The 21,348-nt window shown below is 71.0% G+C and carries 19 protein-coding genes; 1 reads left to right on the top strand and 18 read right to left on the bottom strand.

The genetic code is table 11. The features are described 5' to 3' along the window. Positions 1–118 precede the first annotated feature (118 nt). The 13 genes from AKJ08_RS06340 to AKJ08_RS06280 form a co-directional block, all read right to left on the bottom strand. The gene (locus tag AKJ08_RS06340; RefSeq protein ID WP_050725295.1) at positions 119–850 is read right to left on the bottom strand and encodes a DedA family protein; all 732 of its coding nucleotides are present in this window, start codon (positions 848–850) and stop codon (positions 119–121) included. A 15-nt stretch (positions 851–865) separates the two neighbouring features. Continuing rightward, positions 866–1,918, bottom strand: a complete 1,053-nt coding sequence (locus AKJ08_RS06335; RefSeq protein WP_050725294.1) for a hypothetical protein — start codon at positions 1,916–1,918, stop codon at positions 866–868. 144 nt (positions 1,919–2,062) lie between these two features. Then, positions 2,063–3,559 carry a BamA/TamA family outer membrane protein gene (locus tag AKJ08_RS06330; RefSeq protein ID WP_050725293.1) on the bottom strand — a complete coding sequence of 499 codons (1,497 nt, stop codon included), beginning with the start codon at positions 3,557–3,559 and terminating at the stop codon, positions 2,063–2,065. Next, positions 3,490–4,665, bottom strand: coding sequence for a hypothetical protein (locus tag AKJ08_RS06325; protein ID WP_050725292.1), 1,176 nt, complete (start codon positions 4,663–4,665; stop codon positions 3,490–3,492). The genes AKJ08_RS06330 and AKJ08_RS06325 overlap by 70 nt, the downstream gene beginning before the upstream one ends. A 131-nt stretch (positions 4,666–4,796) precedes the next feature. Beyond that, positions 4,797–5,291, bottom strand: coding sequence for a cyclic nucleotide-binding domain-containing protein (locus tag AKJ08_RS06320; RefSeq protein ID WP_240475453.1), 495 nt, complete (start codon positions 5,289–5,291; stop codon positions 4,797–4,799). Positions 5,292–5,327: 36 nt separating this feature from the next. After that, positions 5,328–5,693 carry a hypothetical protein gene (locus AKJ08_RS06315; protein WP_050725291.1) on the bottom strand — a complete coding sequence of 122 codons (366 nt, stop codon included), beginning with the start codon at positions 5,691–5,693 and terminating at the stop codon, positions 5,328–5,330. Further along, a complete protein-coding gene (locus tag AKJ08_RS06310) occupies positions 5,690–6,127 on the bottom strand; it encodes a hypothetical protein (protein WP_050725290.1) in 438 nt (145 codons plus the stop codon). The genes AKJ08_RS06315 and AKJ08_RS06310 overlap by 4 nt, the downstream gene beginning before the upstream one ends. A gap of 26 nt (positions 6,128–6,153) precedes the next feature. Further along, positions 6,154–7,233 carry an iron-sulfur cluster carrier protein ApbC gene (gene apbC / locus AKJ08_RS06305; protein WP_050725289.1) on the bottom strand — a complete coding sequence of 360 codons (1,080 nt, stop codon included), beginning with the start codon at positions 7,231–7,233 and terminating at the stop codon, positions 6,154–6,156. A gap of 157 nt (positions 7,234–7,390) precedes the next feature. Further along, positions 7,391–9,106 (bottom strand): signal peptide peptidase SppA, encoded by a 1,716-nt coding sequence (gene sppA, locus AKJ08_RS06300; RefSeq protein WP_050725288.1) that lies wholly within the window; start codon positions 9,104–9,106, stop codon positions 7,391–7,393. Positions 9,107–9,248: 142 nt separating this feature from the next. Beyond that, positions 9,249–10,214 carry a class II fructose-bisphosphatase gene (gene glpX, locus AKJ08_RS06295; protein ID WP_050725287.1) on the bottom strand — a complete coding sequence of 322 codons (966 nt, stop codon included), beginning with the start codon at positions 10,212–10,214 and terminating at the stop codon, positions 9,249–9,251. Positions 10,215–10,320: 106 nt separating this feature from the next. Further along, entirely contained in the window at positions 10,321–10,740 is a 420-nt protein-coding gene (locus AKJ08_RS06290) for an acyl-CoA thioesterase (protein WP_050725286.1), read from the bottom strand. A 153-nt stretch (positions 10,741–10,893) separates the two neighbouring features. Beyond that, positions 10,894–11,835 (bottom strand): HEAT repeat domain-containing protein, encoded by a 942-nt coding sequence (locus AKJ08_RS06285; RefSeq protein WP_050725285.1) that lies wholly within the window; start codon positions 11,833–11,835, stop codon positions 10,894–10,896. After that, positions 11,828–13,711 (bottom strand): HTH domain-containing protein, encoded by a 1,884-nt coding sequence (locus tag AKJ08_RS06280; protein ID WP_050725284.1) that lies wholly within the window; start codon positions 13,709–13,711, stop codon positions 11,828–11,830. The genes AKJ08_RS06285 and AKJ08_RS06280 overlap by 8 nt, the downstream gene beginning before the upstream one ends. A 270-nt stretch (positions 13,712–13,981) precedes the next feature. Between AKJ08_RS06280 and AKJ08_RS06275 the strand changes: the two genes are divergently transcribed. Then, positions 13,982–16,177 (top strand): outer membrane protein assembly factor BamB family protein, encoded by a 2,196-nt coding sequence (locus tag AKJ08_RS06275; protein WP_050725283.1) that lies wholly within the window; start codon positions 13,982–13,984, stop codon positions 16,175–16,177. A gap of 34 nt (positions 16,178–16,211) precedes the next feature. On the opposite strand, the gene AKJ08_RS06270 is transcribed toward AKJ08_RS06275, so the two are convergent. From AKJ08_RS06270 to AKJ08_RS06250, 5 genes are all read right to left on the bottom strand, one after another. Continuing rightward, a complete protein-coding gene (locus AKJ08_RS06270) occupies positions 16,212–16,943 on the bottom strand; it encodes a metallophosphoesterase family protein (protein ID WP_050725282.1) in 732 nt (243 codons plus the stop codon). A 6-nt stretch (positions 16,944–16,949) separates the two neighbouring features. Beyond that, positions 16,950–17,879: a PfkB family carbohydrate kinase gene (locus AKJ08_RS06265; protein ID WP_050725281.1), complete on the bottom strand. Its 930-nt coding sequence runs from the start codon at positions 17,877–17,879 to the stop codon at positions 16,950–16,952. Positions 17,880–18,078: 199 nt separating this feature from the next. After that, positions 18,079–19,215, bottom strand: coding sequence for a dual-specificity RNA methyltransferase RlmN (gene rlmN / locus AKJ08_RS06260; RefSeq protein WP_050725280.1), 1,137 nt, complete (start codon positions 19,213–19,215; stop codon positions 18,079–18,081). A gap of 89 nt (positions 19,216–19,304) precedes the next feature. Next, positions 19,305–20,594, bottom strand: a complete 1,290-nt coding sequence (locus AKJ08_RS06255) for a tetratricopeptide repeat protein (protein WP_050725279.1) — start codon at positions 20,592–20,594, stop codon at positions 19,305–19,307. Next, positions 20,591–21,229 carry a lytic transglycosylase domain-containing protein gene (locus AKJ08_RS06250; protein WP_050725278.1) on the bottom strand — a complete coding sequence of 213 codons (639 nt, stop codon included), beginning with the start codon at positions 21,227–21,229 and terminating at the stop codon, positions 20,591–20,593. The genes AKJ08_RS06255 and AKJ08_RS06250 overlap by 4 nt, the downstream gene beginning before the upstream one ends. Positions 21,230–21,348: the final 119 nt, after the last annotated feature.

Raw genomic sequence — 21,348 nt, 5'->3', positions numbered from 1 at the left:
CCGAAAATCGACAGCCCGGAGACGAAGGTCTCCGGAGGGCCATTGGGGCACCCTCCGAACGACTCCTCGGGCCGGGCTGGCGTCGCCGCGAGGCGACGGGCACGTCTAGCCGCGCGGGCTAACCGAGCGCCCGCTCCTCCTCCTCGGCGCGGGCCTGGGCCGCGGGCGCCTTGGGGGGCTGGGGAAACGGGACGGCGGTCGCCACCGTCTCCGCCGCGCCCTCCGCAGGCTTGGCGGCCGGCTTCTTCTTTCCGAGCGCCATCTTCAGCGCGAAGCCCACGATGGCGACGACGGTCGCGCCGATCAGCCAGGTGTGGAACTCCTCCGCCCAGCCGATCACGTGGTTGATCTGCTTGCCGAAGTGGTGACCGGCCAGCACGAAGAGGGGTGCCGAGAGGAGCGCCGCCAGGCCGTCGTAGACCAGGAAGCGCCAGTAGCTCATCTGGGCGCCACCCGCGACGAAGAAGGTCGCCGCCCGGACTCCCGGGAGGAAGCGGGCGATCATCACCATCATCGGCCCGCGCTTCGCGAACTGGGCCTCGACCTTTGCGATGCGCTCCGGGGTGAGGTGCCGCGCGAGCAGCCCCTTGGTCATCCTCCCCTGGGCCCTGCGGCCCATCCGGCCGAGCAGGAACACCAGGGAGTCGCCGGCCAGAATCCCGGCGAATCCAACCAGCATCATCACCACGAGGCTCGCCTGGCCCTTGTAGGCCAGGTAGCCGCCGGTGATCAGGGCCACGTCCTCCGGTAGCGGGAAACCGAGCCCGCATGCGAGGAGAACGCCAAAAATGAGGCCGTAGGCCACGGGCCCCGACGCCGATCCCAGAAACTCGAGTAGGAACTGCTCCACGTTTCCTCGAACCGCCTAGAGACGCGGTAGCTTTCCGACATCGATCTCACGGAGGAAATCGGCGATGAAAGCGTCCAGGGGCTTGGTGGCCTTGGCGTAGATGGCCATGCCGCGGTTCAGCTCGCGGACCAGCAGGAAGCCGTTGCGCATCTCGTCCTCCATGGCCTTGCTCATCTCCTCGGAGGGAACGGCCGCCTTGATGGCCACCACCCGGGCGAGGTTCTCGGCAACGTAGTCCTCGACGCTGGCGGAGCCCACGGCGTAGTTGCCCTGGACCTCGCGGAGGAGCTCCTTGCCCCCCTTGAGGGCGCTGCCCTTCCCCTTCGCGATGGCCTCGAGCTCGGCGCGGGCGAAGGCCCTGGCGATCGGGAGCGAGTCGACTGGGCCGGTGCCGGCGGCGGCCGGACCCACCACGAGGAAGATCTCGTCGCCCACCTGGATGCCGTGGGCCGAGCCACGACCGTCGAGGAGGTTGACCACGACCACAACCTGCGGCGAGGCGTCGGTCTCCTTGGTCTTCATCACCGCGCGGGCCTCGGCAACGGGCTTGTCCACGGCGGGAGAGAACCGCTTGAGCACCTCGCGCTGCGGGGCGGTGAGCTTGGCGAAGATCTCCTTGATCCGCGCCTTGCCGTAGAACTCGGCGAGGAGCGCCTCGAAGCCCTTGAGGGATTCGGTGCCCACAGGGAGCTTGGCCGGCGCGGTGAACGTCGGGGCGTCGCCGAGGGCCAGCGTGTAGGCGGCGTAGGTGCGGACCGGCAGCGGGTTCTTGTCGAAGAAGGCCTCGAACTTCGCCCGCAGGTCGGGGGACATGAGGATCGCGTCGCGCACCTGGCGGCGCACCGGGTCGAACTCGCGCTTCGGGATCGGATCCTGGCGGGTCACCGGTGCGTCGTCGAGCCCCATGTCGTTGAACGCCGCGAAGAGCGTGAAGATCCGCTCGTCGATCCGGAGCTCGACGCCTCCCTCGGAGTACACCGAGCTGGCCCAATCCTGGGCGGAAGCGGTGGCGGGGAGAAGCAGGGCGACGGCCGCAGCGGCGGCCAGGCTGGAGAACGTGCGAAGCATCGGTGGTTCAGCTCCTTGCCATGGGCCATGGGGCGAGGGTCGGTCCCCCGCAAAGCGCGCTAGGCTACCCAGCCCCGCATCACCGGCGCAAGGCGAACCCGCACCCCCCTCGGTTCGTTCCCGGCCCGACGGGCCCTCGCCTGCCTACGGATTTGCGAACGCCTGGCCCGCGCGGAAGGTGAAGGTGATCGGGAAGAGCGGCGGGTTCGTCGGCATGCGGCCGAACGGTAGCGCGGCGTCGACCGCGAGGAGCAGCGGGCGCACCCCGAACAGCGTGTACTCCAGCCGGACGCCCAAGCCCACGTCGCCAAAGAGGCCGCTCGGCGGGCCCTGCTCCTCGTTGTGGGGCCGGACGATCCCTCCCATCGCGGCGACGTCGGCGAAGAGCGCCCCGCCGATCTCGCGGATCCGGGCGAAGCCGAGATCGATGTCGATGTCCTGGAAGAACGAGTGACGCCACTCCGCGGAGGCGATGAGCTGCCTCCTGCCGAGGACCTCTTCGAAGGAGAAGCCGCGCAGCGCCTCGTCCGAGCCTCCCAGGGAGACGAGGTTCTGGAAGGGAGGCTGTCCCGCCAGCTCGATCCCCTTGAGCCGGAGCGCGAGGGTCTGGGTGTAGGAGAGCGGCACGAGGCGGATCACCGAGCCCTGGATGTGCCCGAAGAACGCGGACTCGCCGCCGTGGGTCGCGGAGACCGCCGGCCGGAAGCCGGCAAAGATCGCGGTTCCCCGCCTGGGCGCCAGCGCCTCCGCGCGATCGTCGAAGGAGTAGCCGAAGACGGGGCCCACCGCGAAGCCGTCCGGCGCCTCGCTGTCGGCGAACTTCGCCCGCAGGTAGTCGGCGAAGAGCCCCACGCCGAAGTTGTTGGTGTAGCGGGCCGCGCCCAGGAGTCGCCCGTAGCCGAAGCTGAGGGCCGAGCGGAGCTGCACCCTGGAGGCCTGGTAGCTGGCGCCGATGAGGAGCCTGCGGTGCACGGCCTCCCTGGGCCGGAAGACCACGTCCACGTCGCCGAAGAGGCTGCGGCCCGACGCCGAATAGGAGATCGAGAGCCGGGTCAGCAAGGGCTGGAGCCGCGCCGGGACCCGATCGCCCAGGGCGGCGAGCTCGCCCTCCTCTGCCGGCGTCTGGAAGACCCGGTTCCTCGGATCGACCCGGAGCCAGTTGATCGGCTGATCGCCGTAAACGTCGAAGAGGTGGCTCGGCTCCCCCACCGCCGCCTTCCAGGTGAGGCGGATCGGGTTCCCGTCCACGTCCCGGGCCTCCGTCTCGATCACCTCCGGGGGCGTGTCGCCGAGGCGCCTCACTTCGACCGTGCTCCGATAGCCGCCTTGCGCCAGGGGTTCCCTGGCGACGATCCGGACTCGGAGATCCTCCTTCGGCAGGCGCAGCGTCCAGGCGAGCATGAAGCCCAGCATGTCCTCGCCGGTCGCCTCGGAGAGCACCTGCGCCAGGCTGCAAGTCCCTGCCTCGAAGGCCGTCGGAGGGGGCTCCGGGCAGTCCTTTCGTGGCGCGAGGTAGCGGCGGAAGAGGTCGGGGAGCTTGAGCTCGAAGAGGTCCTCGAGCTTCTCCCTCATCAGCTTCCCCCTGGGCGCCAGGTTGTTGAAGGTCCAGGGCTCGTCCCGCACCGGGATCGGATCGGCCACCGGCTGGAAGTAGACGTGGGCGAAGGCGCTCTCGGGGCTAGGAGGAAGTCGTCCACCGACGGGACGAAGTCGAAGACGCCGAGGATGCCGCTCGCGTTCAAGGATTGGCCGAGGACCTGCTCGGCGAAGCGGTCCGCGTACATCGACGCGAGGGCGTCGGCGACCTGCGGCACCATCCCCGGCGCCTCCCGCTCCCGGACGAAGGGCAGGAGCCGGCGGGTGAAGTACGCGCGGGCGATGGCCTTGCCGTGGAAGCGCAGGAGCACGGGGAACGGCGTGACCTTGTACGCGAGGTGGGAGACCGCCACGACGCCGGGCGACGCGAGGGCGATCTCGGCACCGATCGGGACGATCACCAGGTGGATGGGCTCGGTGGCGGGAGGGATGTCGCCCTGCAGATCCGCCCATCGCTCCAGCCGATCCACGAGCTCGGCGAGGGTGTCGCCCACCCAGGTGGAGCCCAGCGGGTGGGGATCGGGGATCGCGCGATCCTGCTCCGGAGGCGCCGGCGGACGCTCCAGGGGCCAGAGCGCCCCGTGTCGAAAGGGAACCGGCGTCAGGGTGATCGGGCGCACGATCAGGTCGGCCCACTCCCTGCGGCGTAATAGGACGTTGCCGGCGGCGTCGGGCTGCACGCCGCCCACCAAGGCGGACATGTAGGGAGGCAGCGCGAGATGGACGTCCCAATCGGCCGCCCGCGGCCGCCGATCGATGGGCTCGACCGCATTGGGGGCGCCGGCGGTCACGTAGGGGTGCCACGCTCCCAGGGCCGTGAGGACGCCATGGGCGACGGAGAAGGGCCCGAGGCGATGGGGAACCCGGGTCTCGAAGGCGAGGCGCACCTTGGCGCTCTCTCCAGGGCGGAGGGGCGCGGCGAGGGGGATCCGCAGCGCGGTTCCGGGCGGTGCCTCGGGAGGCCCGGCCAGCTCGCCCTCCTGGCTCACGCCTGCGATCTCGATGCGGGAGACCGAGACGCCGCCCTCCCCCGGGCCGAAGGGCTGGTAGAAGCTGCGGTTCCCGGAGGCGATTCCCTCGAGGCGGGAGGTGAACGCCTCGGGGTAGAGCCAGAGCGTGAGCTCCTCCACGTCGCGGCCGGTGTCGTTCACGGCCTCGACGTCGAGGTCGCCCTCGATCAGGCTCAGATCATTCGAGATCCGGGCGTCGATCCAGTAGTGACTCCGCGGGATCTCGGCCCGCGCCCCTGTGGCGAAGAGAGTGGCGGAGAACGCCAGGCCGATCAGGAGGAGCGGAAGGCAGCGGAGAGCAGCAGCGAGCGGAGGGTCTCGCGGTTCTCCGAGAGGTTGCGCCCGAAGCCGGCGGCGATGGCGAGGATGAGCTTCAGACACGCCTGGGGCTTCTTCGCCTGGAGTCTGGCGAAGTCCTTCTGGCGGATCTCCACGATCCGCGCCTCGGTTTCCGCGATGGCCGAGACCACCCGCGTGGCCCCGGGCGTGAGCAGCGAGAGCTCCCCGAAGTGGTCTCCCTCCCCGAGGACCCCGAGTGCGCGGTCCCTTCCGTTCGCATCCCGTAGACAAATGCGCACGTAGCCGTCTGCCAGCACGTAGAGGGAGTCGCCGACCATGTTCTCCACGAAGATCGACGCGCCCTGGGGGACCACCCGCTCCTGGGCGATCGCGGCAACGATCTCCAGGCCGGTCGGCGAGAAGTCCTTGAAGAGCGCGCAGCGCGCGAGAGCGTCGACGATCGGGTGCACGACGGCCAGAGCTAACACGCGTACCCGGCTCCGGCAATTCACATGGCATGGGAGTTACTGCAAGTAGACCGTGATCCTCTCGTCTTCGCTGGTGATGACGATCGTCCGATCGACGCGCCGGCTCGGGCTCTCGGCGAAGTCGAGGAGCGCCTCGAGACGGTACGACCCGTTGTCGAGGCGGACCTTCTGGGTCTCGCGAGGCTGGGCGGGGCTCGTCCCGCTCCCCCAGGAGAGCTCGCTCGCGACGCTGCCGTCCCCGTTGAAGAGGCGGACCTCGGCCCGGGTGGGCGGAGGGTCCTTGGGGAGCGCGTAGACGAACGTGATCTCGTGGCCCCTCGTACCCCAGAGGAGCCACGCGAGGGCGAGGAGCGCGAGGACGATCGGCAGCCGGCGCAGGATCCGCCGGGTCCTCTGCGTCACCGCGGGCGCGCCTTCTTGGTCGCGCGCTTCCCGGCGGGAGACCGGCGCTTCACGGTGACCTTGCCCTTCACGTCGGGCTCGAAGGCCGAGGCCGTCTCGCCGCGGGGCTTGATCGCGACCTCGGCCCGAACCTCGAGCGTGAGCTGCGAGAGCATCGCAAGGACGTCGTCGCGGACCTTGGAGCTCTGCAGGAAGGAGCGGAGCTCCGCGCCCACCAGCCGGAGGAGCTCGCCCTTGGTCTTGTCGGCCTGGACGAGCGCGCCGTTGAGGACGTCCTTGGGGAGCTTGAGGTCCTTGAGCATCGAGCGGAGGCCCTCCTCCGTCATGAAGAGCGCGCCGACGCCGGAGAGCACGGCCTTGCGGAGCAGCTCGGTCGCCCGCGGCCGGGTGCCCTCCCGCTCGGGCTCGAAGGAGAGATCCTCTGGATCGATCACGGCGGATCCTTTCTTGGGCCTCGACCCTAGCCGAGCTTGAAGATCGGCAGCTTCACGTCGTGGGACTGGACCGAGACCTTGCCGGCGATGTTGCGCGCCATCTCGCGGAAGGCCTGGGCCTGCTTGGAGTCGGGGTGTCCCACCGTGACCGGGACGCCCTTGTCGCCGCCGACGCGGATCGCCAGGTCGAGGGGGATCTGGCCGAGGAGCGGGATCCCCATCGCCTGCGCCGCGCGGCCTGCGCCGCCGGTGTCGAAGATCGGGGTGCTCTCGCTGCAATGCGGGCAGACGAACTGGCTCATGTTCTCCACGATGCCGAGCACGGGGATCGAGACCCGGTCGAACATCGACTTCGCCTTGACCACGTCGGCGAGCGCGACGTCCTGCGGCGTGGAGACGAGGACGATGCCGGCGGCGTGGACGAGCTGGGAGAGGGAGAGCGGGACGTCGCCGGTGCCGGGAGGCAGGTCGAGCACCAGGTAGTCGAGCTCGCCCCAGTTCACGTCGCGCAGGAGCTGCGTGATGGCGCTGTGGAGCATGGGCCCGCGCCAGACCATGGCCTGTTCGGGATCCACCAGGAAGCCGATGGACATCACCTTGAGGCCGTGGGCCTCCATCGGCTCGAGGGTCTTGCCGTCCTTGCTCACCGGCTTGCCGGAGAGCCCGGTCATGATGGGAACGGAGGGTCCGTAGAAGTCCGCGTCGAGGAGGCCGACGGTGGCGCCTTCCTGCCGCAGGGCCGCGGCGAGGTTCAGGGACACGGTGCTCTTGCCCACCCCGCCCTTACCGGCGCCGACCAGGATCACGTTCTTCACGCCGGGGATGAAGTTCCCCTTCTCCGCCCTGGCGCGTCGCACCTGGGCGCCCCACTCGAGCTCCACCGAGGTCACGCCCGGGATCGCGCGGAGGGCCGCCTCGACGTCGCTCTGGATCTTCCCCTTGAGCGGGCAGGCCGGCGTGGTCAGGTCGATCCGGAGCTTGATCGCCCCGCCCGGGAGCAGCCGGACGTCCTGGACCATGTTGAGGGAGACGAGATCCTTGTGGAGCTCGGGGTCGTTCACCTTGGAAAGCGCGGACATCACGTCGCGCTCGGAAATCTGGCTCATCCTGGCTCCTGGTTCCCGATGGGATGGGAGAATCCGACCCGCGTCGGTTTTCGCGAGGCCCGGGTCCGTTTGGGCCGTGCATATATCGTCGAAACCGTCTTGCCGCACGCGGAAATCCGCCCGCCGCGCCGGCGCTGGCGGATTGCCGAACAGACCTTCAGTCCAGCCAGAGGAGGAGCGGCTGGGAGGCCGCCACGCCTGCGAGAGAGAGGAGCTCCCCGAGCTGGAGGGCGCCCATCCCCCGAGGCTCCTCGATGCGAAGCCGCGCCCGCTCGGGATCGAGGCCCGCCTCCTTGCAGACCCAGGCCATGGCGGACTTGAAGTCCCCTACCTCGTCGACCAGCGCCTTCGGCGCCGACGAGGCGACGAAGACCCGGCCCTCCGCGTGGGCGCGGATCTCGTCGGCGCCGAGGCGCCGCCCGTCTGCCACCCGGTCCACGAACTCCTCGTAGATCGCGGCGATCTCGGCCTCCATCATCTTGCGCTCGCGGTCGGTGAGCGAGTGCGCCGGCTCGAGGATTCCGGCGTTCGCGCCGCGGAGGACGACCTCCTGGCGGATCCCGAGGCGATCGAGGAGCGCGCGGGCGTCGAAGCGCCCGGAGAAGACGCCGATGGAGCCGACCAGGGCGCCTGGTGTCGCCACGATCCGGCCGGCCCCCGCAGCGGCGAAGTAGCCGCCGCTCGCCGCCACCGACTCCACGTAGGCCACGGTCGGCTTCGCCTCGGCGCAGCGCTTCACCGCCCGCCACATCAGCTCCGACGCCGGCGCGGCGCCCCCTCGCGAGTCGATGGCGACGATCACGCCGCGGATGCGGGGATCTTCCCGTACGCGGTTCATCGCCGCCGCCACGGTTCGCTCACCGGCGAGGGAGCGGCCGCCGGGGAGCCGCACGCTCCGGCCGGGCTTGATCAGCCCGTCGATCCGCACGACCGCGATGGAGGGAGGGGCGATCTTCGGCCACTCCACGCGCCATCGGCGGCTCGATCGAATGGATCCAAGCCCATGGAGCTTCGGCTCGCGCTTCTCCGCCTTCGTTCGCGCCTCGTCGGTGGATTCCTTCGTCGTCGAATCGGCGCCAGATTCCTTCGCAGACCCCGGTGATGGATGCCTCCCGAGCCAGGAGCCGATCTCGTCGGGATAGACGAGGGCGTCGACGAGCCCCGCCTCCACCGCGCGGCGCGAGGTGTAGGGACCCCCATCGATCACCCGGGCCGCCCACTCGGCGTCTCCGGCCTTCCGGCTCGCGACCCAAGCGACGAGCTCGTCCTGGCGTTGATCGAGGACCGCCTCCACCAGCGCCCGATGCTCCGGCGAGATGTCACTTCGGGTGAAGCGCTCGGGCGCAGTCTTCCACCGCCCGATGCGGAAGAACTCCGCCACGACCCCGAGCTTCTGGAGGCCCTCCCGCACCGAGGTCATCGCGGCAGCGTGGCCCACCAGGAGCACCATGCCGCCAGGCGCGAGCAGCACTCGATCCGCCGCGGGCACCAGCGCGAAGTCCCTTGCGAGGGCCTGCTTCCAGTAGAGGACGACCTCCTTGCCCTTGGACCGGAAGCGCTGGAGCGCCGTTGCGAGGGCGACGAGCCTCGCGGGATCGGCGTGGAGCTCCTCCGGGAAGACGACGATCCCCCGCAGCGCCGGCTCGCGGGCCGCGGTCTCCAGCTGGCGCTCGATCTCCTCCAGCGCGAGCGGCTTCTTCCCGGGCTTCCAGCGGCGCGTCCGGGCGTAGCGCCACGGGAGGCCTCCGGCGAGCCGTAGCACCGCCCACTTCGGGACCTTCCGAGGAAACGGAAGGAGGAGGACGAACCGCAGCGCCTCGTAGAGGACGCGAAGCGGCAGCCAGATCGCCGCAGCCAGGAGCCTGAAGATCATCCTCGATCTGTAGGCCCCGGGAACCGCTCCCGTCTAGCGGAGAGCGGCGAGGTCCGTCGGGTCGCCTACGGGCCCCGCCGCTGTCGGCCGCCGCCCGGGATCGAGATCGCCGGGCGGGCCGAGGGCGGCGGGCTCGAGGCCACTACCAGCCGTAGTTGGGCTTGCGGTCGAAGTGGTGCGTCGACTCGATGTAGCGGACCGTGCCGGTCGCCGAGCGCATCACCACGGAGTGGGTGGCCGCGCCGCCGCCGAAGAAGCGGACTCCCTTGAGGAAGTCGCCGCTGGTCACGCCGGTCGCCGCGAACATCACGTCGCCGGAGGCGAGGTCTTCGAGGTCGAAGACCTTCTCGAGGTCGTCGATGCCCATCGCCTTGGCGCGCTCCTTCTCCTTCTCATTGCGGAAGGAGAGGCGGCCCTGGAACGCCCCGCCGACGCAGCGGATCGCGGCAGCCGCGAGCACGCCCTCGGGCGCGCCGCCGATCCCCATCAGGACGTCGACGCCGGTCTCCTCGAAGCAGGTCGCGACCGCAGCCGCCACGTCGCCGTCGCCGATGAGCTTGATCCGGGCGCCGGCGTCCCGCACCTCGCGGATCAGCTTCTCGTGCCGCGGGCGATCCAGGATGCAGACGGTGAGATCCTCGACGTAGCGGTTCATCGCGTCGGCGATCCGGCGGAGGTTCTCGGTCGGCGTCTTGCGGAGGTCGATCGCGCCCTTGGCCTTGGGGCCGACGGCGATCTTCTCCATGTAGGTGTCCGGCGCGTGGAGGAACTTGCCCCGCTCCGCGATCGCGATCACGGAGATGGAGTTGCCGCGGCCGGTGGCGCAGATGGTCGTGCCCTCGAGGGGGTCGAGGGCGATGTCCACCTCGGAGGAATCCCCGTCGCCACAGCCGACCGTCTCGCCGATGTAGAGCATCGGCGCCTCGTCGCGCTCGCCCTCGCCGATCACCACGGTTCCGCGGATCCGGAGCGAGTCGAAGGCCTTCCGCATCGCGTCCACGGCAGCCTGATCACAAGCCTTCTCGTCGCCACGGCCCATGAGCCTCGCGCTCGCGAGGGCTGCGGCCTCCGTCACGCGGACCACCTCGAGCGCCAGATTCCGATCCATTTCTCGTTCCTCTCCATGCGCCCGTTCGGGGCGTCCAATTCGACGATTCAGGCTTCGCCAAGGATGCGGATTCGGCCTCCGGGCCGCCGTCTCCCGAGCGATCGTTTTACGACTCCGGATGCATGCCGGTCCGCGGCTCGAGGAGGCGGCGGAGCTCCTCGGGGAGCCTCCGCGGCTTGTGCTCGCGGTCGACGCAGACGTGGGCCGTGTGGCCCTCTGTGAGCAGGCGCTCGTCGCCGGTCCGGACCACGCGGTATTCGAAGCGGAGGCTGGCCCGACCGAGCTCGGCGATCCAGGTCTCCACCCGGATCAGGTCGTCGTAGCGCGCCGGGTGCTTGTAGCGGACCGTGGCCTCCACCACCGGGAGGAGGATCCCGTGGGCGCTCTCCACGTCGCGGTAGCGGACACCAGTCCCGCGGAGGAACTCGTTGCGCCCGGCCTCGAAGTACCGGAGATAGTTGGCGTAATACGCCACGCCCATCTGATCGGTGTCGCCGTAGATGACCCGGATCTCGGTCGGAACCACGCCCAGAGCTCCCCGTGAGAGCGCCGCCTCGCCGCAGCGGGAGGGGCCGAAGGGGGCGGACCCTACACGGAGCCCTGCGTTCGGGCAAGCGAGCCGGCGCCCGCAGCCGGGGCCGGGGACACTTCGAGAGCCGAATCGCAGAAGATCCGACTCTCAGTGCCCCACGGGCTTCCGCGAGGGATCGCGATCGGCGTCCGCCTGCGCCCCCGTCCTGCCGAGGTTCTGGCGGGAGTGGAGGTTCTCCAGGGCCTCGGCGGCCGCGCCACGGACGGCTTCGTCGGGGTGCCCCGTGGAGACGGTGAAGAGGTACGCCTCGGCATCGTGTCCGCCGAGCTCACCCAGCGCGTAGATCACCTGGACCACGAAGCCGGGATCCCGCTGGGCAGAGGTGTCGATCAGGGCGGGCGCTGCAGCCTGGTCACCGATCGCCACGAGGGCGCCCACCGCCTGGAGCTGGAGCGGACGCTCGTCCGCGCGGAGGCGCTCCACGAGCGCGGGGATCGCCAGGCGGCTCTTGCGCTCGCCGAGCTGGCGCATCGCGAAGTCGCGCCGATCCGCGTCGGGGGATTGGAGGGCGGCGACCAGCTCCTCGTCAGTCTTGGAAGCGGCCTCGAGCGCCACCCCGAGCTGCCTCACCGCCTGGCCGACAGCCGCATCGAAGGAGCGGCGGAGCACGTCCTGGCGACGAGCCGACGCACCCGGGGGGAGGTCCTCGTGTCCGCGGCCATCCCCCCGGAGGAGATCGCCGCCAGAGCTGGTCAGGTTCATCCGGAGCGCGACGTCGGCGAGGGAGAGGCCGTCGGCGTTCCCCGAAGGGACGACTCGCACCCGGAGGATCTCGATGCGGGCCCGCCAGGTCCTCCCCTCGTAGCCCTTGGGGACGGCTTCACGGATGGCGAGGCGCCCGGAGCCCTCGATCCCCGTCCGCAGCCTGTCGATGATCTCGGCCCTCGACAGGCCCAGTGGCGCGAGCATCTCGTCGCTCGCCTCGATCTCGAGGCCGGTGACGACCTCGACCCCCTGCGGGAGCTTGGAGCATGCGCCTGCGAGAGCGAGCGCGAGGATCGCGAACCAGAGGCGGGCCGGTTTAGGCATCTCCACTCGATCGTCGGCCTTCCGTGCCGAGCTCGGAATCGTGGACCGTGTCGTCGGCCCGCGGGGACTCAAGATGCGGCGCCGGCTCGTCGGTTGCAGCGGACGGCTCGTCGGATGCAGCGGACGACTCCGATGACCGGGCCTCGTCGGCCTTCGCCTCCGGAGCGGGCTCCGGCTCCGCGATGGAGGTCGAAACCTCTTCGCCGTGCGGCTCGCTCGCGCCTTCCGGCTCGGCGGCGGAGGTCACAGCCTTCTCGGCCTCGCGCGCGGCTTCCGTCTCCGCTGCGGGTTCGACGGCGGCCTCGGTCTCCTCCGCCTCCGCCTTCGCCTCGGACACGCCTTCGGCAGCCGCACCGGCCTCTTCGCCCTTCTTCACGGGCTCCGCAGCCGCAGCCTCCGCCTCGCGCTCGGCCACCGGCTCAGCAGCAGCCTTCGCCTCGGGCGCGCCTTCGGCTTGCGCCGCGGCGGCCTCCTTGGCCTTGGCATCCGCCTCGGCCCGGGCGCGGCGCCGATCCTCCCGCGCCTTCTCCCGGCGATCACGCCATTCCTGCCGCTCGCGCTCGCGACGCTCCCGCCGCTCCTCGGCGGTGGCCGAAGGCTTCGCCGCCTCTCCGGCCGCCTCCGCGCGGGGGGCCGCCGGCGCACGGCGGACGAGGGCCCGCAGGCCCGACTCGTCGAAGTCCACCGTCTCGATGACGCGCTTGCGCACGCCCAGCCCGGCCACCGCGAGCTGGTCCGCGAGGGCGTCGGCACAGAGCAGCGTCACGAGGGACGCGTTCGCCGAGGCCGCCTCGTTGCGCGCCTCGCGGGTCGGGTCGGACGGCGACACGATCACGCCCATCTGCGCCCCGTGGCTCGCCATGTCCTTGCGCAGCTCGACCACCTCTTCGCGGCGGACCTCGCGGCCTCCCTTGATCACGCGGATCGCGAAGCGGACCTCGGTGAGGCCCATCCGCCGCCGCATGAGGAAGAGAGCGCCTTCCTTGTGACGCTTCGCCACGCGGACTTCGACGTAGCCCATCGAGTCGAACATCGCGGACGCGACGGCCTCGAGGCCCGCGGCGTCGAGCTCGGCGAGGCGCTTCCGGAGCTGCTTCGTCGCGCGGAGCCGCTGCTCCTCGGCCGCCTGCTCCAGGGCCCCGGCGGGCACCGCGGCGGGCGCGGGCACGGCCTTGCGCTCCTCGATGGAGGCGAGCGCCTTGGCGACCAGGGCCGGGAAGTCGCGGGCCTCGCCCGAAGGCGCGGGCCCCGCGTGGAGCCCGACGAAGCCCTCGTCGTGGAAGGCGAAGAGCGGCTTGCGGCCCATCTCCTCCCGATTCTCGTTCTCGGCGGTGAGGAGCGAAGCCAGTCCCTCGCGGCCCAGGTCGTCGGCGACCAGCTCCTTCTCGCGGGCCGCAGCGGCTAGGTCGAAGAGCGGCAAGGGCTCGCCGACCCTCCCGAGGAGGTCGAGGACGAGGTCGGCCACCGGGCTGCGCTTCTTCTTGCGCTTGCGCTCGACCTCCTCGTGCTTGCGTCTACGGTCGCCCCTGCCCGCGATCCGGACGTTCTCCTTGTCGACCCTGGGATGGCGCTCGCGGCTCCGCAGCGCGGGCTCCGTCTCGTCGTGGACCTCCGGCAGGCCGCTCAGCTCGAGGGCATCGGCGGCGGCCGGGACGCTCCAATCCGTGAGGGCGAAGGTGTCGGGCTCGACAGCCACCAGCCGCTTGTCGTGGCTGCGGCGGGCCATCGCGGCGAGGCGGGAGGCCATGGTGACCTCCGGCTCCTTTCCCACGTGGGAGAGGAGGTTCTCCTTGATGGCGATCTCCGCGATCTCGCGGGCGTGAAGGGGGTGTCCAGTGCGTAGGAGGATCTGGACGGCTGCCTCGTAAAAGGTCATGGGAGCCTGAATTTCTGGTTCGACCGACGGCGGCGACGCTCCTACCGATCCCCGGGGAGGCCACGGCCACGGCGCTCGCGCATGGTCCCGCGAGCTGGTGGACAATGAAGAGCAAGAAACTAAAGTGCTTGAAGTTACAAGTCAAACCTCATGACAGGGGCAATGGGGCGGCGCGAAATTCGAATGGACGGCCTGGCGTTCAGGCGCCAAGGTGCCGGGAGCCAGACTCCTCCCCGTTCGGCACCAGCGACTGGAAGGGATCGGATCGGCGTGGTTCGCTTTCGCATCGGACATCGGGACGGCTCGGGCCGCCTTCCAGCCTCGCCCGGGGCGTGCGCGACCCTCGCCATCGAGCTCGACGGGGTCGACGTCTCCGGCGGGCGCCTCGAGGATCGCCTCGGCCCGATCGTCGCCACGCTCTGCGAGGCGGTTGCCCGTCTCTGGAGAGATGCGGAGGGCAGCTCCGCCATTTCCATCGCCGACGGCGCCTATGAGCTCGTGATCGCCAGGCAGGGCGAATGCGCGACCCTCACCCTCGCCGCCCTGCTCCGGCCCGCCCGCGTGCTCTTCCGGGACCTGGAGGTCGACCTCGACGCCCTCGCCGACGCCGCCTCCCGGGCTGGCTCGGAGCTCCTCCCACACGAGGACGGCGACGAGGCCCTCCGCCTGCGCCGAGGGATCGAGCGCCTCGCCCGGGTGAGGCGGCGGCCCCCCTCGAGCCCGTCGTCGGGCGACCACGCGGCCGAGGATGACCACGGGCCCATCCTCCGGAGCCACGACCGCGCCGGCAGGGGCGGCGACGAGACCCCCTCCTTCGGCTTCGACCTCCGCGACGACGACGGCCGCATCCTGCGCTACGCCCGTGGCGACGATCTCCACGCGCTCCTGGCCGCAGGGCACCTCTACGTCCACGACTCCGACGGCGGCGAGCTCTGCTCGGTGAAGGGCGCGCCCTTCCTGCTGCTCCGCGATCTCTCCGACTCGGGCCTGCGCCTCCTCGAGGCCGCGCGGGGCGGCGCGACCCGCTTCCCGCTGGTCCTGGGCCGCGACGCGCCGACGCTTGGCTTCGACCTCCGCGGCGCCGCCCTCACGCTCGAAGGCCGCACGCTGCGCTGCCGGCCGACGGACGTGGCGAGGTCGATCTTCTCCGCCGCCCTGGACCTGGGCGGCGTCCTCCTCGCCCGTAATGCCCGCCTCGCCGATCACCCTCACCTCCATGCGCTGGTGAACGACGCCCGCGACCGCCTCGAGCTCTGCGAGCAGCTCTCGGGCGCACAGATCTCCGAGCCGGTGGTCCTGCGTCCGGCCTCCGAGCGGGCGCCCGACGGCGGCCCGCCACTGGCGCCGGGCGCCCTCCGCCGCGTCTCCCTCCGCCCCGCGTGGCAGCGGGAGCTTCCGCCCATCGAGCGCTGGATCCTCCGAGGGAGCCGCACCTGGATCCGCCACGCGCGAGGTCTCGCCCGGCTGCGGCTCGAGGACGGTGGCCTCGAGCTCGAGCTGCCTCTCGGCGAAGGCGCCGAGGTCGCGATCGGGCAGCGGCCCGGGCCGTTCTTCGTCGCGGAGCGGGGCGCCATCGCCTGCCACGGGCCCCACGGCCGGCTCTTGTGGAGGCGGACCGCCCCGGTCGCCGGCCGCTTGCGCGGCGCCTTCCTCCCGAAGGGATCGGACCTCGCGGTCCTGCGGCTGGGCGACGCCTCCCTCTGCTGCGTCTCCCTGGAGAACGGTGACGAGCGCCTCCATGTCGAGCCGCCTACATCGGGGCGGGCGACCTGGGCCGCGTCCGGAGGCCTCGTGGCGCTGGCCGCGAGCAACGGCCTCGTCTACGGGATCGACGCCGCCTCCGCCCGGCAGGCCTGGCGCGTTCCGGCCTCGCAGGCCTGGTCGCAGCTCGCGATCGCCCACGGCCTCGTGATCGGCGCGGTCGAGCTCCGAGGCCACACCTTCCTCGAAGCGCGACGGGCCCACGACGGCGAGATGGCCTTCCGCGTCGAGCTGCCGTTCACCCGCTTCGGCTCCCTCGAGGCGATGCCCGGGGGGGTCCTCGTCACGGGGATCGGGCCCACCGGAGGCGAGCTCGTGAAGGTTTCCACGAAGGGCGCGATCGAGTGGCGCGCCCGGCCGATCCTCGGCGGCACGGCTCCCCTCGTCACGAGGGCGGGCGGCTCGATCTTCGCCCGGGGGGCCGAGGGGGCGTGCCGGATCGAGCGGGGCAAGGTCCGCTGGAACGTCCCCTGCGGCCCCGGGGCGGCTCCCTCCGTCGCGCGAGGCATCGTGGCCCTGCCGGGCGAATCGCTGGCGCTCCTTGGCGCCGACACCGGCAGGAGCGTGATCGCCGAGGGTGCCATCGCCCACCTCCCCGCCGCGGACCACGTCGTGGCGACCCGCTCGGGAACCCTGGTGGTCGGTGACGCGGAGGGCTCCTGCGCGGGCCTGCGCCTCGCCGGCGCCCTCGCCGTCGTGCGATAGCGGGACGGCTACCTCGCAGTAGGCGAGGCCCACCTCAGATCCCCAGGAAGAGCCGCTTGCCGAAGTTCACCGGGAGGTCGGCGTCGAAGATCCGCCGCGCGCTCGCCTCGATGTCGTAGGCGACCCGATGCCACGCGACCTCGCGCGAGACCGTGTCGAAGGTCGCGAAGCAGGCGCGGCTGTCGCCATCGCGAGGCTGGCCCACCGAGCCGGCGGAGACGAGGTATCGGACGCCCTCGGCGAGGCGGAAGCGCTCCGCCTCGATCTCGCGGACCCTGCCGCCCTCGACGGCGAACGCCTTGCAGAGGTGCGAGTGGCCGATGAACGTGATCGCCGGCAGCGACTCCGCGATGGGCAGCACCCGTTCCGCCTGCTCGGCCTCGTAGACGTAGTGGTACTTCTCTGGCTCGAGGGGCGATCCATGGGAGAGCCCCACGTTCCCGAGGCGATCCACGTAGGGCAAGCTCGCCAGCCACTCCTCGTTCTCTGGTGTCAGCCGGGACGCCGTCCAGGCGAGAGCCTGCCGTGCCGCGTTGTAATACCGGGAGTAGTCCATGCGGCCGCAGGAGGCGGCGTCGTGATTGCCCAGCAGGCAGATCTCGGCGACCTCCCGGATCCGCTCGCAGCACTCGTTCGGCGAGGCGCCGTAGCCGACCACGTCGCCCAGGCAGACGACGAGGGCGCAGCCCTTCGCCTCGACCTCGGCGAGGACCGCCTCGAGGGCCTCGATGTTCGAGTGGACGTCGGAGATGATCCCGATCCGCATCGGCGCCTACCGGAGCGTCGCGGGAAGCTCGCGGAAACGGGTGAGGGAGCCGAAGGCCTCCAGCCTGTGCCGGATCTCTTCGCGCGAGAGCTCGCGGAAGCGGTCGAGGGAGAAGCGCTCCACGCAGAAGCTCGCGAGGGTCGAACCCGCCACGCAGGCCTGCCGCAGCGACTCGTGGTCGACGTCGCCGCTGCCGTTCGCGAGGTAGCCCATGAAGCCGCCGGCGAAGGAGTCCCCGGCGCCGGTGGGGTCGAAGACCTCCTCCAGCGGCCACGCGGGCGCGGCGAAGATGCGATCGCCCTCGAAGAGGACCGCGCCGTACTCGCCCCGCTTCACCACCACGCGGCTCGGGCCCATCGCCAGGATCTTCCGGGCGGCCTTCACCACGTTGTGCTCACCGGCGAGCTGCCGGACCTCGGCGTCGTTGATGAAGAGGAGGTCCACGCGAGCCAGGACCTCGAGGAGCTTCTCCCGCTGCCCCGAGATCCAGAAGTTCATCGTGTCCATCGCCACGAGGCGGGGGCGCGCCTCCACCTGGTCGAGGACCCGGCCCTGGAGCTCGGGGTGAATGTTTCCGAGGAAGAGGAAGTCCGGCCGCCGGAAACGCGCCGGGAGCTCGGGGCGGAACTCGCCGAAGACGTTGAGCTGCGTGTCGAGGGTCTGCGCCTCGTTGAGGTCGAAGCCGTAGCGGCCCTTCCACCGGAAGGTGCGGCCCGGGGCCCGGACGAGGCCCTCGAGGTCGACGCCCCGCTCCTGGAGGAAGGAGACGTGCTCGGCAGGGAAGTCCTCACCCACCACGCCCACGAGCTGGACGGGGCCGAAGAAGGACGCCGCGGTCGAGAAGAACGTGGCGGAGCCTCCCGGGACGTCCTCGCGGACGCCGAAGGGGGTTTCCAGGGAGTCGAGAGCGACCGACCCGACGACGAGCATGGACATCTCGTGCGACCTCTTCCGCGGCCATGGCCGCGCGATGCGGGAACTCGTAGTACCCGGGGGTGAGACCGTTGCAGCTCGAAAGCACCAACCTCCTAGCGCGCCGCGCGGACGGGTTCAACCGGGATGCGCGATTTTCCGGCCCTCGAGATGAATTCTCGACGAGTCGGGTCCGCAAAACGGGTGAACCGTTTCAGCGCGCTCAGATCGGCCGCTCGAGCCGGCCGGTGAGCGCGCCCTTCGCGGGCTTCCGCCCCGGGCCCCCCTCGGCGGCGAGCTGGCCGCAGGCGGCGAGGATGTCGCGGCCGCGGTTCTTGCGGGCCATCGCCTGGATCCCCCGGCGCAGGAGGCCCTCGACGAAGAAGTCCACCCGCTCCAGGGGCGACGGCTCGTAGGGCAGGCCCTCATTCCGGTTGTACTGGATGAAGTTCACCTTCGACGGGAGGTCTCCCACCAGCTCGGCGAGCCGCTTCAGGTCGTCATCGGTGTCGTTGATCCCGTCGAAGAGCACGTACTCGAAGGTGATCCGCCTCCCCTGCTTCATCGGGAAGTCGCGGCAGGCCTTCATCAGATCGGCGATCTTCCACCGCCGGTTCACCGGCATCACCCGGTCGCGGACCTCGTCGGTGGTCGCGTTCAGCGAGATCGCGAGCTTCACGTCGGTCTCGGCGCCAAGGCGCAGGATGTTCGGGACGATCCCGGCGGTGGACACCGTGACGTGGCGGTTCGAGAAGTCCGGACCCTGCGGCGAGAGGAGGATCCCCAGCGAGGCCTTCACGTTCTCGAAGTTGTGGAGGGGCTCGCCCATCCCCATGTAGACGAGGTTCGTCAGCGGCCGCGGCCCGGGCTCCAGGCCCTCCTCGATGAGGAAGCGGTTCACGCGGTGGACCTGGTCGACGATCTCGCCGGGCGTGAGGTTGCGCGACAGGCCCATGGTGCCGGTGGCGCAGAAGCCGCAGCCCATCGCGCAGCCGACCTGGGTGGAGATGCACAGGGTCCGGCGCTTCTTCCCCGTGTCGTCCGGCATGTACACGGACTCGATCGCCTTGCCGTCCTCGGTGCGCCAGCGGAACTTGATCGTCCCGTCGGAGGAGCGCTGCTCCTTGTCGAGCACGAGCTCGCCCAGGCGCGCCTCCGCCACGAGCCTCTCGCGGAAGGCCTTGGGCAGGTCGGTCATCTCGTCGAAGGAGACCGCGTACTTCTGGTGGAGCCACTTGTAGAGCTGGCCGGCGCGGAAGGGCCGCTCGCCCATGGCGCCGACCACCTCGGTCAGAGCGGCGAGGTCGAAGGAGCGCAGGTCGGGCGCGGCGGGTCGGGACTCTACGATCGGAAGGCTCATGCGCTCTTCGAAACGCCTCTGGACGGGAAATCCATCGCCGGGCGCGTCCGGATACCGCGAACCAACGCCCCTAGCAAGCAAGCGCGCGATCAGCCGAGGACGAGAACGTCGCCCTCCCCGGTGAGCTCGACCCAGATCGGGCCGTCCCCCATGGGCAGGAGGCGCGGCGTGAGGGGCCCCGCCCATGCGACGAGGCCGCTGACCGGGAGCCGGAGGCTCTCGTTGCCGAAGACGGGCTCGCTCCTCACCGGCCGGTCGCTCACCAGGAGTACGTGGCCGCTGCCACGGAGGCGGACGAGCGGGAGGTCGAAGCCCTTTCCGGGGACGCGGCCGTTCTCGGCGTCGAGGCCCGCCTCGAAGGCGTAGAGGCGCTCCTCGGCCACGTAGACGTCCTCGCCCAGGCGCAGCGCGGTGAAGACCCGCTCCTCGCCGCCAAGCGTCCCGGTGATCAGGAGCTGGCCGCCGCCGGTCGCGTGCCACATCTGCCTGGCGCCCTCGCCGAACGGGCGATCGGTGAGGCGTCCCCCGTAGCTCTTCCGCAGCGGCGTCCAGCTGGTGTCGCCGCGCGCGGCGATCAGGCCGTCCACGCGGGTGCTGATGCCCTCCGTGAAATCGATGGACACTCCCGTCGGCCCCAGGGCGAAGGGAGCCCCACGGGGCCAGAAAAGGCGGCTCGACCGGACCACCTCGGCGAAGGTCGGGAGGGGCCCCGAGCGGAGCTCATGCTCGGCGATCCGCTCCGCCGATCGGACGGGCTCGGGAAAGAGCGCTTCCGGACGGGCCGAAGGGGTCCCTGCTACCACCGCCGGCTGCGCCGCGGGGGCATTCGACCGGGTGAGCGCGGGCGCCGAGTGCGCCGGCGCCACGACTGAATTCGAGGCCTCGGCTCCAGCCGCGGCGAGGGCCCGCTCCATCTCCTCGGCCTTCGCCGCCGAGCCGGCCCGCAGGAAGGAGTCGCGGGCCCGGGCGTGGTCGCCCGTCTGCGCGAACGCGACGCCCAGGTAGTTGTGAGCCTTCCGGTGGTCGGGGGCCAGCTCCAGCGCCACCTCGAGGGTCCGGATCGCAGCGTCGGGCCTGCCGCTCTTGAGCTGGACCAGCCCCAGGTTCACGTGGAGGGTCGCGTCGTGGGGGTTCTCGTGAACCAGCGCCACGTAGGCCGCCGACGCCCTCTCCAGCATCCCGAGCTTGAAGTAGCAGAGCGCGAGGAGCCCGCGGGCCTTCGCGTCTCCCGGCTTCAACGCGACGGCGCGTTCCAGCTCCTCCCGCGCGGCCTGTACGTCTCCCGCCGCGAGGCAGTCGTTGCCGCGGTTCAGGTGCGCGACGAATTCGGCGCCGCTCGCGCCGTCGTGGCCGCCGATTGCGCCCGCCGTCTCGCTCACGTTCCGTCCTGCTCGGCCTTGTAGCGGCGATAGAGCTCGAGGACCCGCTTCACGTAGGTCTGGGTCTCCTCGAACCGGGGGATCCCGCCGGCCTTCCTCACCGCCTCGGGGCCCGCGTTGTACGCCGCGATCACCTTCACCAGATCGCCCTCGAAGAGGTTGGTGAGGAGCCGCAGGTACCTTACGCCGCCGTGGATGTTCTCACGGGGATCGAAGGCGTCGTCCACGTACATCGAGACCGCGGTGGAGGGCATGAGCTGCATCAGCCCCATCGCGCCCGCGTGGGAGACCGCCGCCGGATTGAAGTTCGACTCGGCGGCCGCGATGGCCCGGGCGAAGGCGAAGGGGATCCGGTACCGCTCGCAGGCCTCGCGAAGGTGCTCGTCGTAGTCCTTCACTTCCCTCGGACGGTACGGCTTGGCGGCCTCGGCCTCGGGCTTGCCCTCGAGGACCACGCGGACCCCGCCCTCCTTCGTCGGCTTCAGCCTGGCGGGCGATCGCTCGCCGCCCCTCTTCACGTTGCTGAAGTGCACGACGCCGTCTTTGTCGGTCCACTGGCGGATCGAGCTCGCCGGCGCCATCGAAGGAGCCGCGAGGATCGAGCCGGTGAGAAGGAGTAGAAGGCGGCGGATCATGGCGTGAACCTCGTACCTACCACGTCCCTACATGCCCGGCCAGAATCGCGATCCGCCCGCTCGCCCGGTCGCCCTATGGCCCGGCGCGCCCAGGGGCAGGCGTGGGGCGAGCAAGCGCC

The sequence above is a fragment of the Vulgatibacter incomptus genome (assembly GCF_001263175.1).
GTDB classification, from domain to species: Bacteria; Myxococcota; Myxococcia; order Myxococcales; family Vulgatibacteraceae; genus Vulgatibacter; species Vulgatibacter incomptus.
The sequence above is the reverse complement of the archived record's forward strand: the minus strand, read 5'-3'. Positions and strand labels throughout refer to the sequence as shown.

Coding starts and splice junctions, on each gene's coding strand:
- AKJ08_RS06335 (WP_050725294.1), bottom strand. CDS start 1,918: ATGCTTCGCACGTTCTCCAGCCTGGCCGCCGCTGCGGCCGTCGCCCTG.
- apbC (WP_050725289.1), bottom strand. CDS start 7,233: ATGAGCCAGATTTCCGAGCGCGACGTGATGTCCGCGCTTTCCAAGGTG.
- sppA (WP_050725288.1), bottom strand. CDS start 9,106: ATGATCTTCAGGCTCCTGGCTGCGGCGATCTGGCTGCCGCTTCGCGTC.
- glpX (WP_050725287.1), bottom strand. CDS start 10,214: ATGGATCGGAATCTGGCGCTCGAGGTGGTCCGCGTGACGGAGGCCGCA.
- AKJ08_RS06285 (WP_050725285.1), bottom strand. CDS start 11,835: ATGCCTAAACCGGCCCGCCTCTGGTTCGCGATCCTCGCGCTCGCTCTC.
- AKJ08_RS06280 (WP_050725284.1), bottom strand. CDS start 13,711: ATGACCTTTTACGAGGCAGCCGTCCAGATCCTCCTACGCACTGGACAC.
- AKJ08_RS06270 (WP_050725282.1), bottom strand. CDS start 16,943: ATGCGGATCGGGATCATCTCCGACGTCCACTCGAACATCGAGGCCCTC.
- AKJ08_RS06265 (WP_050725281.1), bottom strand. CDS start 17,879: ATGTCCATGCTCGTCGTCGGGTCGGTCGCTCTCGACTCCCTGGAAACC.
- rlmN (WP_050725280.1), bottom strand. CDS start 19,215: ATGAGCCTTCCGATCGTAGAGTCCCGACCCGCCGCGCCCGACCTGCGC.
- AKJ08_RS06250 (WP_050725278.1), bottom strand. CDS start 21,229: ATGATCCGCCGCCTTCTACTCCTTCTCACCGGCTCGATCCTCGCGGCT.